The 15,347-nt window shown below is 70.0% G+C and carries 13 protein-coding genes; 10 read left to right on the forward strand and 3 right to left on the reverse strand.

Features of this window, described 5'->3' with window-relative positions:
• Nucleotides 1-69 precede the first annotated feature (69 nt).
• Nucleotides 70-1,665 carry a phytoene desaturase family protein gene (locus ACFYP0_RS27985; RefSeq protein WP_386998087.1) on the reverse strand — a complete coding sequence of 532 codons (1,596 nt, stop codon included), beginning with the start codon at nucleotides 1,663-1,665 and terminating at the stop codon, nucleotides 70-72.
• A 130-nt stretch (nucleotides 1,666-1,795) separates the two neighbouring features.
• Entirely contained in the window at nucleotides 1,796-2,641 is an 846-nt protein-coding gene (locus ACFYP0_RS27990) for a YhjD/YihY/BrkB family envelope integrity protein (RefSeq protein ID WP_124854471.1), read from the reverse strand.
• A 51-nt stretch (nucleotides 2,642-2,692) separates the two neighbouring features.
• Here ACFYP0_RS27990 and ACFYP0_RS27995 point away from each other — a divergent pair, with 51 nt between their 5' ends.
• The 8 genes from ACFYP0_RS27995 to ispG all read left to right on the forward strand — a co-directional run bounded on the left by ACFYP0_RS27995 (nucleotide 2,693) and on the right by ispG (nucleotide 12,214).
• The gene (locus ACFYP0_RS27995; protein WP_355502213.1) at nucleotides 2,693-3,244 is read left to right on the forward strand and encodes a GNAT family N-acetyltransferase; all 552 of its coding nucleotides are present in this window, start codon (nucleotides 2,693-2,695) and stop codon (nucleotides 3,242-3,244) included.
• 447 nt (nucleotides 3,245-3,691) lie between these two features.
• On the forward strand, nucleotides 3,692-7,378 hold the full coding sequence (locus tag ACFYP0_RS28000; RefSeq protein ID WP_356976330.1) for a CARDB domain-containing protein: 3,687 nt from the start codon (nucleotides 3,692-3,694) through the stop codon (nucleotides 7,376-7,378).
• 14 nt (nucleotides 7,379-7,392) lie between these two features.
• Nucleotides 7,393-7,551 (forward strand): DUF397 domain-containing protein, encoded by a 159-nt coding sequence (locus ACFYP0_RS28005; protein WP_355502219.1) that lies wholly within the window; start codon nucleotides 7,393-7,395, stop codon nucleotides 7,549-7,551.
• Nucleotides 7,552-7,589: 38 nt separating this feature from the next.
• Nucleotides 7,590-8,048, forward strand: coding sequence for a hypothetical protein (locus tag ACFYP0_RS28010; RefSeq protein ID WP_355502221.1), 459 nt, complete (start codon nucleotides 7,590-7,592; stop codon nucleotides 8,046-8,048).
• A gap of 150 nt (nucleotides 8,049-8,198) precedes the next feature.
• Nucleotides 8,199-8,366 carry a hypothetical protein gene (locus ACFYP0_RS28015; RefSeq protein ID WP_355500570.1) on the forward strand — a complete coding sequence of 56 codons (168 nt, stop codon included), beginning with the start codon at nucleotides 8,199-8,201 and terminating at the stop codon, nucleotides 8,364-8,366.
• A gap of 204 nt (nucleotides 8,367-8,570) precedes the next feature.
• Entirely contained in the window at nucleotides 8,571-9,782 is a 1,212-nt protein-coding gene (gene dxr, locus ACFYP0_RS28020; protein ID WP_386998091.1) for a 1-deoxy-D-xylulose-5-phosphate reductoisomerase, read from the forward strand.
• Nucleotides 9,782-11,032, forward strand: coding sequence for a M50 family metallopeptidase (locus tag ACFYP0_RS28025; protein WP_356981316.1), 1,251 nt, complete (start codon nucleotides 9,782-9,784; stop codon nucleotides 11,030-11,032). Before dxr ends, ACFYP0_RS28025 begins: the two co-directional genes overlap by 1 nt.
• 9 nt (nucleotides 11,033-11,041) lie before the next feature.
• On the forward strand, nucleotides 11,042-12,214 hold the full coding sequence (gene ispG / locus ACFYP0_RS28030; protein WP_112588507.1) for a flavodoxin-dependent (E)-4-hydroxy-3-methylbut-2-enyl-diphosphate synthase: 1,173 nt from the start codon (nucleotides 11,042-11,044) through the stop codon (nucleotides 12,212-12,214).
• A gap of 175 nt (nucleotides 12,215-12,389) precedes the next feature.
• Here the strand turns inward: ispG and ACFYP0_RS28035 are convergent, their stop codons facing one another.
• The gene (locus tag ACFYP0_RS28035) at nucleotides 12,390-12,977 is read right to left on the reverse strand and encodes a PadR family transcriptional regulator (RefSeq protein ID WP_356981314.1); all 588 of its coding nucleotides are present in this window, start codon (nucleotides 12,975-12,977) and stop codon (nucleotides 12,390-12,392) included.
• A 112-nt stretch (nucleotides 12,978-13,089) separates the two neighbouring features.
• On the opposite strand from ACFYP0_RS28035, the gene ACFYP0_RS28040 reads away from it, so the two are divergent.
• Complete coding sequence (locus ACFYP0_RS28040) at nucleotides 13,090-14,343, forward strand: MFS transporter (RefSeq protein ID WP_124856426.1); 1,254 nt, start codon at nucleotides 13,090-13,092, stop codon at nucleotides 14,341-14,343.
• Between the two features lie 5 nt (nucleotides 14,344-14,348).
• Nucleotides 14,349-15,188 (forward strand): GNAT family N-acetyltransferase, encoded by an 840-nt coding sequence (locus tag ACFYP0_RS28045; RefSeq protein WP_124856428.1) that lies wholly within the window; start codon nucleotides 14,349-14,351, stop codon nucleotides 15,186-15,188.
• The last annotated feature ends 159 nt before the right edge of the window (nucleotides 15,189-15,347 follow it).

Consider the following 15,347-nt stretch of genomic DNA (forward strand, 5'->3'; position numbering starts at 1 on the left):
GCTGTCGCGCCTGAGCGGGGCATACCACCCGTATCGGCGTCCGAAAGTGCAAGATCGCGGGAGTCTGGGTCAGGCCGACAGGTCGGTGAGGATGCGGCGGGCGGCGTTGTGGCCGGCCGCGCCGATGACGCTGCCGGCCGGGTGGCAGCCGGCGCTGCCGGCGTACACACCGTCGATGCCGGTGGCGTAGGGCATCCGGTCGGTGAACGAGACGGTGTTGTCGACGTGGTGGATGTGCCCGCCGGTGATGCCGAAGTGCTCCTCGATGCCGGGCGGCGGCAGCGGCACCGCGTCGGCGATCAGGTCGGCGGTGCCGGGGGCGTACCGCTCGACGATCCCGAGCAGCCGGTCGACGTAGCCGGGCAGTTCCGCGTCCCAGGTGGTGCCGGCCAACTCGTAGGGGACGGACTGGACGAAGAGCGCCGACGAGTGGTGCCCGGCGGCGTCGGAGAGCGACGGGTCGACGGTGGTGTGCAGGTACCACTCGATGGTGGGCTCCGCCGGCAGCAGCCCGGCCTGCACGTCCGCCCACATGGCGCGCAGCGCGGTCATCGGCGAGGTCTGCGCCCCGCCGACCAGGGACGCCGACCCGGGCAGCAGGTGGATGGTCGAGCCGAACGGGCTCGGCGTGCCGTCCGGCAGGCAGGAGAAGCGCGGCAGCCCGGTGAGCGCCAGGTTGAGCTTGAGGGTGGTGCCGGGCCGGCGGACCGCCGCCATCCGCTCGCCGAGCCGCGCCGGGAGCGCGCCGTCGGGCAACAGGTCCATCAACCGGTACGGGTCACACGCGCCGAGCACCACCCGGGCGGCGACCTCCCGACCGTCGGCCAGCATCACTCCGCTCGCCGCGCCGCCGGCCACTGTCACCGCGTGCACCGGCGTACCGGTCAGGATGGTCGCTCCGGCGGCGCGCGCGGCCTCGGCGAAGGTCCGGGAGACGGTGCCCATCCCACCCTCGGCGATCATCCAGGTGCCGCCGGAGCCGGGCAGTCGGCACATGTTGTGCACGAGGAAGTTGTGGCCGGTGCCTGGGTCGTCCGGGCCGGCGTTGAGCCCGGACAGGCCGTCGGTGACCGCGTACATGCTGACCAGCAGCTCGGAGCGGAACTCGAACCGGGCCAGGTAGTCGGCGACCGAGCCCTGCACGAGGTCGACGAAGACCTGGCGCAGCGCCGGGCGGACGTGCCTCTCGGCGGTCTCCTGGACGCTCAGCGGCTCGGCCAGCCAGGCCGGGGCGAGGTCTTCCCGCAGCGCGGCCAGCTCGGCCTGCATGGCGTCGTCGGCGGCCACGTCGGCGGGGGAGAAGAACTCGGCGAGCTGCGCCCGGGTGGCGGCGGTGTCACTGCCGAAGAGCAGGTACGGCGAGCCGAGGCCGCCCGGGGTGGGGAGGAAGTAGTGCGGGTCGCGGCGAAGCACCGGAATCCGTACGTCGAGCGTGGCGAGCAGCTCCGGGGGCATCAGCCCGAGCAGGTACGACCCGGTGGAGTGGCGCAGCCCCGGCACCTTCGGGAACGGGTTCTCGGTGCGGGTCGCGCCGCCGATCACCTCGGCGGCCTCCAGCACGAGGACGTCCAGGCCGGCGCGGGCCAGCAGGACCGCGGAGACCAGACCGTTGTGCCCGGCACCGACGATCACGACGTCGGCGCGGGCAGGAATCTCACTGCTCATGCCGCGGCAGCCTAGTCCGCCCCACCAGCCCAGGTCACCCCGTCCGCGACCCAGTCACCCCGCACCCCCACCTGCGGTGATCAAGAGCTTTGCGTCAAGGAATCGGCTCCCGGTGACGCAAACCTCTTGATCAACCCGGCGGGGTGGGGGTGAGGCGTTTGGTGCGCCAGTGGGAGAGGGCCAGGGTGGCGGAGTAGCCGGCCAGGACGATCACGTGGAACAGGTAGAGCCAGAGGATGACGGCCACGCCGGCGCCGATGTCGTCGAAACCGCCGAAGGGCACTCCCAGGTCCAGCGGGAGCGAGGCGAAGAGCACGAAGCCGTGCAGGAAGCCGGAGAGGTTCGCCGCGGTGAACGACCCGACTCCGAGGGTGGAGAGCCAGTCCGGTGAGGCCGGCCCGACGACCCGGAACACCCACACCAGCACCGGCGTCAGCACCAGCCAGACCCCCAGGAACGACAGCACCACGCCGAGCACACCGAGCCAACCGCCCTGGCGTACGAGGCGGGTGGTGAGCGGGAGCGCCAGCAGGATCGACAGCAGCAGCGCGGGGGCCGGCGCGAGCAGCGGCAGCAGCAGGAGCCGGCCCCGCCAGCCGACCAGGTGCTCGTCGGAGCGGGGCGCTGCCACCGAGACGAACGCCCGGCGCAGGCCCTCGCCGTACAGCGAGGCGGGCAGCAGGGAGGCCAGCGCCAGCAGCGGGGTCAACTCTACCCCGGCGTCGACCAGTGCCTCCACCGCCCGGGGCGCGCCGATCGCGGTGGGCAGGGCCTCCACGGCGTACGAGGTGAGCCGGCGTACCCGGTCAGCCCCGGCCACCAGTGCGGTGAGCCAGATCGCCAGCAGGGCGACCGGCACGACGGCGATCGCCCCGTAGAAGGTGATCGCGGCGGCGTGCAGCGACAGGTCCCGTCCGCGCACCGGACGGAATGCGGCACTGGTGATCCGTTTCGCGCGCTGCCATCCGTCGCCCATCGGATCCTCCTTCCCTGTCGCCGGGGCCGTTACTCCTTAAGATCGCCGGTCATGACTGTTGTCACCACCGAACGCCTGATCCTGCGCGATTGGACCGACGAGCCGGCCGATCTGGCCCGGATCTACGACATCTACTCGCGTCCCGAGGTCAGCCGATATCTGGGCATGGCGTCGGGTCTGCCGATGACCAACCCGGCCCAGGCCGTCGAGCGGCTGCGGACCTGGCAGGAGCGGCACGCCGACGACGGCGGCCGGTACGGCACCTGGGCGATAGAGGTACGCGAGACGGGTCAGGCGGTGGGCACCGTGTTGCTCAAGCCGCTGCCGGGGCGCGACGAGTCGCGCCGGACCGACGACATCGAGGTGGGCTGGCACCTGCACCCGGACGCGTGGGGTCACGGCTACGCGACCGAAGCGGCCCGCGCTGCGGTGGCCCGGGAGTTCGCCGCGGGCACCCGGGAGATCTACGCGGTCGTGTCGCCGAGCAACGAGCCGTCGATGGCGGTCGCTCGGAGGCTGGGCATGACCCATGTCGGTCAGCGCACCGACTGGTATGGCGGAGAGCTGCTGGAGACCTTCGTGCTGACCGCACCAGCTGCCTGATCGTTCCCGCACGACCTGACGCAAGATCCGCGCAACTTCGGGGAAGGTGTGGCCTCCAGTCGTCGGGGGCGGCACCTTCCCCGAAATTGTGTGCGGGTCGGGCGGGGCAGTGAGCCTCAAGGCAGGCAAGTCCATCAATAGTCACGGTGGTCGAAGTGTTGACGCTCCCGTAGCACGTCAGTAACCTTTGGTCAAAGTAACGCAAGATTTTGACAAAGAGATGCACGGTTCTGAGCATGCTCTCGGAAGATTTAACGGGCCTCCTGGGGAGGCCCGTTGATGGTCGTACCCGTCTGGTGTTTCCAGGACGAGCGGCGCCCCCGCGCCGCGCGTACCACCCCGTCTCTCTCGACACCGGCCCGCTCGCGTCGGCCGGCGCTGCACCGCCGCACCCCACCCCCGTGGTCCAGCCACCGCGGCAACCGTCCCCCGACGACAAGGACAGTGATGAGACGAACGAATCTGTTCAGGATGGTGGCGGCGACGGCCGCCGCCGCGCTGATCGCGACGGCCGGGGCGACCGCCCTCGCGAACCCGGCCGCCGCCCGCCCGGCCGACCCGGCCGCCGCACCGAACACCGGCTTCGCCCCGGCGGCCACCAACCTCGCCCAGGGCCGTCCCACCCAGGAGAGCGGCCACGCCGACGTCTACGACTCGTCGAAAGTCGTCGACGGCAACGCGGGCAGCTACTGGGAGAGCGTCAACAACGCGTTCCCGCAGTGGGTGCAGGTCGATCTCGGCTCGTCGCAGAGCGTCAACCAGGTCGTGCTGAAGCTGCCGACCAGCGGTTGGGGGACCCGCACGCAGACGCTGAGCGTGCGGGGCAGCACCAACGGTTCGTCCTTCACCGATCTGGTCGGGTCGCAGACGTACACCTTCAACCCGGCGAGCGGCAGCACCGCAACGATCAACTTCAGCTCGACCTCCACCCGCTACGTCCGGATCACCATCACCGCCAACAGCGGCTGGCCGGCCGGGCAGCTCTCCGAGCTGGAGGTGTACGGCAGCGGCGGCACCACCCCCGACACCACCGCGCCGAGCGTCCCGGGGACGCTGTCGCACAGCACGTCGGGCAGCACGATCACGCTCACCTGGGGGGCCTCCACCGACTCCGGTGGCAGCGGGCTCGCCGGCTACAACGTCTACCGGGGCGGCAGCCTGATCGCGACGCTGGGCACCGTCCTCACCTACCAGGACACCCAGCCGGCGACGGCGACCGTGTCGTACTACGTCCGGGCCCGCGACGGGGCCGGCAACCTCTCCGGCAACAGCAACACCGTCACCCGGACCGGCAGCAACCCGCCCGCCTGCACGAACGTGGCACAGGGCAAGAGCATGACGGCGAGCGGCTCCACCTTCAGCTTCACCCCGGACAAGGCGAACGACGGGCAACTCTCCACCTACTGGGAGGGCGCGGCGAGCTACCCGCAGAACCTGACCGTGGCGCTGGGCGCGAACCACTCCATCTCCGGTGTCACAGTGAAGCTCAACCCGGACCCGTCCTGGGGCACCCGTACCCAGACCATCCAGGTCCTCGGTCGCGACCAGGCGTCGTCGGCGTACACCAGTCTGGTGTCGGCGGCGGCCTACCAGTTCGCCCAGGGCAGCAACGTGGTGACCATCCCGGTCACCGCGACCACCGCGGACGTGCAGTTGCGGTTCACCGGCAACACCGGTGCCCCGTCCGGCCAGGTGGCCGAGCTTGAGGTGTGCGGCACCCCGGCGCCCAACCCGGATCTGGTCGTCAGCTCGGTGACCTGGTCACCCTCATCGCCCAGCGAGGTCTCCCCGGTCACCCTCTCGGCCGTGGTGCAGAACATCGGTTCCGCCGCCGCTGGCGCGACGACCGTGAACTTCAGCCTGGCCGGCGCGGTCGTCGGCAACGCCTCGGTGGGCACGCTCGCCGCGGGCGCCTCGACCACCGTGTCGTTCAACGCCGGTACGCGGCCGATGGGCAGCTACGCCGTCTCGGCGGTGGTCGACCCGGCGAACACGATCGTCGAACAGAACAACGGCAACAACAGCTTCACTGCCGCGTCACCGCTGGTGGTGGCGCAGGCCCCGGGCCCCGACCTCCAGGTGCTCAGCATCGCCTCGAACCCGCCGAACCCGGCCGTCGGGGCGTCCGTCACCTTCACCGTGACGGTTCGCAACCGGGGCACCACCGCGACCGGCGCGACCACCGTCACCCGGCTGGTGGCGGGCAGCACCACGCTCAACACCAACACCGCCTCGATCGCCGCCGGCGCGACGGTCACCGTGGCCGTCAGCGGCACCTGGACCGCCACCAGCGGCGGCGCCACCATCACCGCCACCGCCGACGCCACCAACGTGGTCGCCGAGACCAACGAGACCAACAACGCGTTCAGCCAGTCGATCGTGGTCGGTCGTGGGGCCGCCGTCCCGTACGTCTCCTACGAGGCGGAGGCCGGCCGTTACCAGGGCACGCTGCTGGAGGCCGACCCGCTGCGTACGTTCGGGCACACCAACTTCGCCAGCGAGTCCTCGGGGCGCAAGTCGGTACGACTCAACAGCACCGGCCAGTTCGTTGAGTTCACCTCTGCCAACCAGGCCAACTCCATCGTGGTGCGTAACTCCATCCCGGACGCGCCCGGTGGCGGCGGCATCGAGGCGACCATCAGCCTCTACGTCAACGACGTCTTCTCCCGGAAGTTGACCCTGTCGTCGAAGCACAGCTGGCTCTACGGCAACACCGACGGGCCGGAGGCGCTGACCAACACCCCGCAGGCCGACGCCCGGCGGCTCTTCGACGAGTCGAACGCGCTGCTGGCGCAGTCGTACCCGGCCGGCACCCGGTTCAAGTTGCAGCGCGACTCGGGTGACACCGCCTCCTTCTACGTCATCGACATGATCGACCTGGAGCAGGTGGCGGGGCCGGCGAGCCAGCCGGCCGGTTGCACCTCGATCACCTCGTACGGCGCGGTCCCGAACGACGGGATCGACGACACCGCAGCCATCCAGCGGGCGGTGACCGACGACCAGAACGGTGTCATCAGCTGCGTCTGGATCCCGGCCGGGCAGTGGCGGCAGGAGCAGAAGATCCTGACCGACGACCCGCTGAACCGGGGCATGCACAACCAGGTCGGCATCAGCAACGTCACCATCCGGGGCGCCGGCATGTGGCACTCGCAGCTCTACACGCTGACCGAGCCGCAGAACGTGGTGGGCGGCATCAACCACCCGCACGAGGGCAACTTCGGGTTCGACATCGACAAGAACACCCAGATCTCCGACATCGCCATCTTCGGCTCGGGTCGGATCCGGGGCGGTGACGGCAACGCCGAGGGTGGCGTTGGTCTGAACGGTCGCTTCGGCACCGGCACGAAGATCAGCAACGTCTGGATCGAGCACGCCAACGTGGGCGTCTGGGTGGGTCGCGACTACGACAACATCCCCGACCTGTGGGGGCCGGCCGACGGGCTGGACTTCAGCGGCATGCGGATCCGCAACACGTACGCCGACGGCATCAACTTCAGCAACGGCACGCGCAACTCGCGGGTGTTCAACTCGTCCTTCCGCACCACCGGTGACGACGCGCTCGCCGTCTGGGCCAACCCGTACGTCAAGGACCGCAACGTCGACATCGCCCACGACAACCACTTCGTCAACAACACCATCCAGCTGCCCTGGCGGGCGAACGGCATCGCCATCTACGGCGGCTACGACAACTCGATCGAGAACAACCTGATCTACGACACCGCCAACTACCCGGGCATCATGCTGGCGACCGACCACGACCCGCTGCCGTTCTCCGGCACGACGCTGATCGCCAACAACGGGCTCTACCGCACCGGCGGCGCGTTCTGGAACGAGGACCAGGAGTTCGGTGCCATCACGATCTTCCCGGCCACCAGGGACATCGTCGGGGTCACCATCCGAGACACCGACATCATCGACTCGACCTTCGACGGCATCCAGTTCAAGAACGGTGGCGGCAACATCCCGAACGTCGCCATCACCAACGTGCGGATCGACAAATCCAACAACGGCGCCGGCATCCTCGCGATGAGCGGCGCGCGCGGAAACGCCAACCTGACGAACGTGACAATCACCAACTCGGCCGACGGCAACATCGTCATCCAGCCGGGCTCGCAGTTCGTCATCACCCCCTGACCGACACGGTTCAGGTGAAGTCGGGGTGCCCGCATGCTGCGGGCACCCCGACTTCCGTGCTGTCGGTCGGCGTACGCGACAGCAAGGACCGGCACGGACCCGTGCTGACCTTCACCACCTCGGCCTGGACGGCCTTCGTCACGTTCACGGCGGTGAGCCGGCCCGTGCAATGATCAAGCCCGGCTCGCCGGGGGGAAGGCTGACAATCAGGATGGGTGTCGTCACGACCGGGCTCTGCCTCGCCGTACCTGCGCTGTTCGTGCTCTGGTTGTGGGGCCGACCTCTGCTCACCGGCCGATGGAAGACTCCGGGCTGGTTCGTCGCGTCGGCCGGGCTGTCGATCGTCGCCACCGCTGTCACGTGGTTCCTCGGGGCGTTCGCCGGTTCCTCCATGAGCTCGGAGGAGTCCTGCCAACAGGCCGGCGTCAGCTACGACAGTGCCTACCGCGCCGCGCACTGGCGTGAGTCGTCGCGATGGTTCCCCCTCCACGATCGATGCAACGCCACCTACGACCTGGTGCCCGCCTGGGTCAACCCGGCCCTGGTGCTGTTGTCCCTGCTGGCCGTCCTCTGCATCGGCGTAGCGGTCTGGCTGGCCGTCGTGCGGCACCGGACCACGACGAGTCCAGCGCCGGCCCGCAGATCTTGGACACTTTCCGTTCTGCCTTGACGGAAACTGTCCAAGATCTGCACGCGCCGCACGAGGAGGCCGCGGTGCAGTCATCTCGGACAGACGGACCCTGTGTGCGATGACGCGCTTCTGGGGCTGCGGTGGCTAGGCTGACCTGAGCAGGATGATCCGCTGAGGGGGTGAGCCCGGATGGCCCAGGCAGCGTCTGCTCCGGCTCCGGCTCCGCAGCACACCGAGCCGTCGTTCGACGTGCTGCGGTGGGAGCCGTTCGAATTCTCCATTGACCCGGCCGAGTTGCTGGACGAGGAGACGCCGCCGGACGCAACTACAGCCGAGTCGGCTGACGACCCTGCTTGATCGACACGGTTTTAAGGAAGTCGGGGTGTCCGGTTGCCACGGATGCCCCGACTTTCTTGAACCCGAGTTGATCATGGACCGCGACGGCGCGCTGGTGCCGGGCCAGCGTCGTGTTCGGTGACGGGTTGATTGGGTGACGGCTGGCGGAGGGGGAGGGCTGAGGCTCCCAGCGGGCGTGCAGCGACGGTGGGGGAGAATGGCCCCGTGACTTCCCCCCGCGATCTTGTTCTGCTCGGGTCCACAGGTTCGATCGGTACACAGGCCATCGACATCGTCCGGCGTAACCCGGACCGGTTCCGGGTGGTCGCCGTGGGCGCGGGCGGCGGCAACGTCGAGCTGCTCGCCGCGCAGGCCCTCGAACTGGGCGTCGAGGTGGTCGGAGTGGCGAAGGCCTCCGCCGCGCAGGACCTGCAACTGGCGTTCTACGCCGAGGCGAGCCGGCGTGGATGGGCCACCGGTGACTTCAAGCTTCCCAAGATCGTGGCCGGTCCGGACGCCATGACCGAGCTGGCGCAGTGGCCGTGCGACATCGTGCTCAACGGGGTGGTCGGCTCGCTGGGCCTCGCTCCTACGCTGGCCGCGCTGCGCGGTGGTCGTACTCTCGCGTTGGCCAACAAGGAGTCGCTCGTGGCCGGCGGCCCGCTGGTCAAGGCCGCGGTGACGCGGCCGGGGCAGATCGTTCCGGTCGACTCGGAGCATTCGGCGCTGGCCCAGTGTCTGCGCTCCGGTTCGCGCGGCGAGGTGCGTCGGCTGATCGTCACGGCCAGCGGCGGCCCGTTCCGAGGCCGGGGTCGCGACGAGTTGACGCAGGTCACACCCGAGCAGGCGCTCGCGCACCCGACCTGGAACATGGGGCCGGTCGTCACGATCAACTCCGCGACCATGGTCAACAAGGCGCTTGAGGTGATCGAGGCGCATGAGCTGTTCGACGTGCCCTACGCCGACATCGTCGTGATGGTGCACCCGCAGTCGGTGATCCACTCGATGGTCGAGTTCGTCGACGGGTCGACGATCGCCCAGGCCAGCCCACCGGACATGCGGCTGCCCATCGCGCTCGGCATCGGCTGGCCGGACCGGGTGCCCGGGGCCGCCACCGCCGTCGACTGGACGGCCGCGCACACCTGGGAGTTCGCGCCGCTCGACGACGCGGCGTTCCCGGCCGTCGCGCTGGCCAAGGCCGCCGGGGAGGCCGGGCGTAGCCGGCCGGCGATCTACAACGCGGCGAACGAGGAGTGCGTGGCCGCGTTCGTGGCGGGCCGGCTGCCGTTCCTCGGCATCGTCGACACCCTGGAACGCGTGTTGGAGGAGGCTCCGGACTTCGACGAACCAGGTACCGTCGAGGACGTGCTCGCGGCCGAGTCGTGGGCACGCGCGCATGCGCAGGAGATCATCGCGGGTTCGGTGGAAGGAGCTTGATGTCGTACCTGCTCGGGGTGGTCCTCTTCGCCCTGGCCATTCTCATCTCGGTGAGTCTGCACGAGGCGGGGCACCTGCTGACCGCCAAGGCGTTCGGGATGAAGGTCACCAAGTACTTCGTCGGTTTCGGCCCCACCATCTGGTCGTTCAAGCGCGGCGAAACCGAGTACGGCCTCAAGGGCATCCCCCTCGGCGGCTTCTGCAAGATCGTCGGGATGACCCCGCAGGACGATGACGTCGAGCCGGGTGACGAGTCGCGCGTGATGTGGCGCTACCCGGTCTGGAAGCGGACGATTGTGATGGCCGCCGGGTCGATCACGCACTTCGCGCTCGCCCTGGTCACCATCTGGATCCTCGCCGTCTCCGCCGGCCTGCCCAACCCCGACTTCCCGACCACCGACGCGCAGGCCCGCCAAGAGCCCGCCGTCATCCAGCTCAGCGAGTGCGTGGTGCCGGAGAACGCGGTGCGGGCGTGCACCTCCGCCGACGCGGCCAGCCCGGCCGCCCAGGCGCAGTTGAAGAACGGCGACCGGATCACCTCGATCAACGGCACCCCGGTCAACTCCTACGGCGACCTGCTCACCACGCTGCGCAGCCTCAAGCCGGGTGACACCGCGCAGATCGCGTACGTCCGCGACGGGCAGCCGGCCACCACCAGCACGGTGCTCGCGCAGACGCAGCGTCCGCCGCTGGACAACCCGACCGGTGCCGCCGCCCCGGTGGCCGCGCTCGGCGTCGGGCTCGTCCCCAGCACGCCCACCCGCGTGACGTACGGCCCGGTCGGCGCCTTCGGCGCCACCGCCAACTTCACCGGCGACCTGGCCGTCGGCACCGCCCAGGCGCTCCAGCGCCTCCCGCAGAAGGTCCCCGCCCTGTGGACGGCCCTCACCGGTGGTGAACGCGACATTGACACCCCGATCAGCGTGGTCGGCGCCAGCCGACTCGGCGGCGAGGCGGTCGAGAACAACGCCTGGCTGGTCTTCTTCATGCTGTTCGTGTCGCTGAACTTCTTCATCGGCGTGTTCAACCTGCTGCCGCTGCTGCCGGTGGACGGCGGCCACATCGCCATCGCCTGGTTCGAGCGGGCCCGCTCCTGGGTCTACGCCCGGATCGGCCGGACCGACCCCGGCCGGGTGGACTACCTCAAACTGATGCCCTTCACGTACGCGGTGATCCTGATCGGTGGCGCGTTCACGCTGCTGACCATCGCCGCGGACGTCGTCAACCCGATCACGCTCTTCTCAAGGTGAGTGCCTGAAGTGACCGCAATCAGTCTCGGTATGCCCGCCGTGCCGCCCCCGCCGCTCGCTCCCCGTCGGGCCAGCCGCCAGATCATGGTCGGTTCGGTTCCGGTCGGTGGTGGTGCGCCGGTCTCCGTGCAGTCGATGACCACGACCCTCACCTCCGACATCAACGCGACCCTTCAGCAGATCGCCGAGCTGACCGCGTCCGGGTGCCAGATCGTCCGGGTGGCGGTTCCGTCCCAGGACGATGTCGAGGCGCTGCCCGCGATCGCCAAGAAGTCGCAGATCCCGGTGATCGCCGACATCCACTTCCAGCCCAAGTACGTCTTCGCCGCGATCGACGCCGGCTGCGCGGCGGTCCGGGTCAACCCGGGCAACATCCGGCAGTTCGACGACAAGGTCAAGGAGATTGCTCGTGCCGCAGGGGCGGCGGGGGTGCCGATCCGGATCGGCGTCAACGCCGGGTCGCTGGACAAGCGCCTGCTGAGCAAGTACGGCAAGGCCACCGCCGAAGCGCTGGTCGAGTCGGCGCTGTGGGAGTGCTCGCTGTTCGAGGAGCACGGCTTCCGCGACATCAAGATCTCGGTCAAGCACAACGACCCGGTCGTGATGATCCGGGCGTACCGCCAGCTCGCCGAGCAGTGCGACTACCCGCTGCACCTCGGCGTCACCGAGGCCGGGCCGGCGTTCCAGGGCACCATCAAGTCGGCGGTCGCCTTCGGCGCGCTGCTGGCCGAGGGGATCGGCGACACGATCCGGGTGTCGCTGTCCGCCCCGCCGGTCGAGGAGATCAAGGTCGGCAACCAGATCCTGGAGTCCCTCGGTCTGCGTGAGCGGGGCCTGGAGATCGTCTCGTGCCCGTCCTGCGGCCGGGCCCAGGTGGACGTCTACAAGCTCGCCGAGGAGGTCACCGCCGGCCTGGAAGGGCTGCCGGTGCCGCTGCGGGTCGCCGTCATGGGCTGCGTGGTCAACGGTCCGGGCGAGGCCCGGGAAGCCGACCTCGGTGTCGCCTCCGGCAACGGCAAGGGCCAGATCTTCGTCAAGGGGCAGGTCGTCAAGACGGTGCCCGAGGCGCAGATCGTGGAGACCCTGATCGAGGAGGCGCTGCGGATCGCCGACGAGATGGGCGCCGAGCTCCCCGAGGAGCTGCGCGGGCTGGTCACCGGCCCGACCGTCACCGTGCACTGATTTTCCATGTGGAAAAAGCGGCCGTTCCCCGCACGGGGAACGGCCGCTTTTCGTTCGTGCTGATCGTGCGCTTGTGCGGGCCTGGCGCCTTGGTGCTCGTGCGCCGTGGCGCGGCCTGGCGTTGTGGTGCGGCCCGGCGTTGTGGTGCGGCCCGGCGTTGTGGTGCGGCCCGGCGTCACTCGGATTCGGCGAGGATCGCGTACAGCTTGCGTCGGGTCTCGTCGAGCACCTGGGCGGCCCGCTCACGCTGGTCGTCGGTGCCGTTCATCATCACCTGGCGCAGGGCGTTCATCGCCTGTGCGCCGGAGTCACGGATGTCGTGCCAGCTGCTCACCGTGCCCTGGGCGACGTCCACCCACGGCGGGGTCTGCGCGGCCTCGGTGGCCTCCGCCTGACCGGCCTCGGTGACTGTGAATCGCTTCCGCCCGCCACCGGACTCCTCGGTGCTGGCGACGATCACGCCCTCGTCCTCCAGTAGCTGGAGGGTGGGGTAGATCGAGCCGGGGCTCGGCCGCCACGCACCGCCGGTCCGGGAGTCGATCTCCTGGATCATCTCGTAGCCGTGCATCGGCCGCTCGGTGAGCAGGGCCAACACCGAGGCTCGGACGTTGGGGCGTCGGCCCCGACCTCGTCCGCGGCCCCGGCCGCCCCAGGGGCCGCCGTGTCCGTGCTCGTGGCCGTGCGGACCGGGCGGGACCGGCGGGAAGCCGAACCCCCGCATCCGGGCTTCGTGCATCGGGTGGTGCTGTCGGTGGAACCTCATCGGGCTCTTCCTTCCGTAGGACTATCGCTGATGCATCAACGATATATCGCCAATGCATCGCTGACAACCTTGATCTACCAAACCGTACGTACGTCTTGTTAGAGTGTCGGTCATGCGCCTGCTTCCCCCGCCGGGTCCGGCCCGGGTCCTCACCCTCGGCACTCTGGTCAAGACCGTCGGGCGGGGCCTCTGGCTCGTCGCCAGCGCGCTCTTCCTCACCCGGTCGGTCGGCCTGTCGGCCACCCAGGTGGGCATCGGGCTGACCATCTCTGCCCTGGTCGGTGTCCTGGCCAGTGCCCCGAGCGGCTACCTGGCCGACCGCGTCGGCCCACGCGGTGTGCAGGTCGGCGCGCTGTTCGTCGCCGGCACCCTGACCATCGGCCTGATCGCCGTCCGGTCGTTCCCCACGTTCGTGCTGGTGGGAGCGGCCACCGCGCTCGCCGACGCGGTCGAGCGCGGTGCCCGCGGCGCGCTGATCGCCGGAGCGATCCCAGCCGACCAGCGGGTCCGCACCCGCGCCTACCTACGAGCCACCACCAACGTCGGGATCTCCGTCGGCGCCGTCCTCGGCGGTTTCGCCATCGCCGCCGACACCCGAAGCGGCTACGTCGCGCTGATCCTGGCCTCGGCGGCGACATCACTGGCCGCAGCGGTGGTCTTCCTTCGGCTGCCCGCCGTCGCCCCGGTCGCCGCCCCGACGAACGGTCCTCGGCTGGTCGCCCTACGGGACCGCCCGTTCCTCGCCTTCACCCTGGTCGACGGGCTGATGTCGATGCACTTCAGCCTGCTCACCATCGCGCTGCCGCTGTGGATCGCCGGCCACACCCAGGCCCCCATCTGGATGATCTCCGCGTTGACGCTGGTCAACACCGTGCTCGTCGTGCTCCTTCAGGTACGCGCCGCAGGTGCCGCCGCCACCCTGCCCGGAGCCGCCCGCGCCGCCCGCCGAGCGGGCGTGGCCATCGCCCTGGCCTGCGTATTCTTCGCCGCCAGCGGCGCGCTGCCCACCGTCGGCGCGGTGGGCCTGCTCGGCCTCGGGTCACTCGCGCACGTCACCGGGGAGCTGTGGCACTCCGCAGCCGGCTGGGGGATCTCCTTCGGGCTGGCACCAGCGGACGCCCAGGGGCAGTACCAGGGGGCGTACGGCATGGGCTACGAACTGGGCAAGATGCTCGCACCGGTGGTGGTGACCACCCTCGCACTCGGCTGGGGCGTACCTGGCTGGCTCGTGCTCGGTGCCCTGTTTCTCCTGCTCGGAGCCCTGGTGCCCCCGGTCGTCCGGTGGGCCGGGCGGACCCCGCCTCGTGGAGCCGGTGCCGGCCTTGTCACTCGACCGGCGAAGCAGGGTGCTGATCTGGCAGGCTGATAGTCGTGCTGACGGTGCCGGTACGCCAACTGGGGGAATCGGAGCGCCGCGCGGTCGAGCGTCTGCTCGACCATGACCCGTTCGCGGGCGCGCAGGTCGCCGAGCGGATCGCCGCGCGCGGACTCTCCTGGTGGCGGGCCGAGGGCAGAATCCTGGGGTACGGGGCTCGCCGCAACCTCGAGTCACTCTGCTGGCTCGGCGGCAACCTGACTCCGGTGCTGGCCAATGAAGCCGCAGTTGCTGCCTTCGCCGACCTGCTCGCGGGCGAGGAGCGGCTCTGCTCCTCGATCGTCGGCCGCGCCGATGCCGTCCTCGGGCTGTGGGACCGCCTCTCCGACACGTGGGGGCCAGCGCGAGACGTCCGCCCCAATCAGCCGCTGCTGGTCACCGACACGCTGCCGCCCGTACCGGCCGATCCGGAGGTACGCCAGGTTCGCTCCGGCGAGGTCGACCGGCTCTTCCCGGCGGCGGTCGCCATGTACACCGAAGAGGTCGGCGTCTCCCCGCTTGCCGAGGACGGCGGCCGCAGCTACCGCCGGCGGGTCAACGACCTGGTCCGCACCGGTCGCGCGTACGCCCGCGTCATCGACGGCAAGGTCGTGTTCAAGGCCGAGCTGGCCGTCGTGACCAAGCGGACGGCGCAGATCCAGGGCGTCTGGGTGGCACCGGAGTGGCGAGGCAGGGGGATCGCCACCGCCGCCATGGCAGCCGTGGTCCGCGACGCGCTGCTGCGGGTCGCCCCCACCGTCAGCCTGTACGTCAACGACTTCAACCTCTCGGCCCGCCGCGTCTACGAGCGCTGCGGCTTCCAGCCGATCGGCACTTTGGCCACCGTCCTCTTCTGACCGCTGCGGTCGCTTGCCGGTGGTGCGTCCCGGCGAGATCTTGGACAGTTTCCGTTCTGCGCGAACGGAAAGTGTCCAAGATCTGCGGGTTGCGGAGCACGGAGATGCCGCTGGCCGGCACCCCGGGTAGGGGGTGCCGGCCAGCGGTCGGTGTCGTGC

Origin of the sequence: Micromonospora arida (assembly GCF_042873195.1) — a bacterium.
GTDB lineage: Bacteria > Actinomycetota > Actinomycetes > Mycobacteriales > Micromonosporaceae > Micromonospora > Micromonospora arida.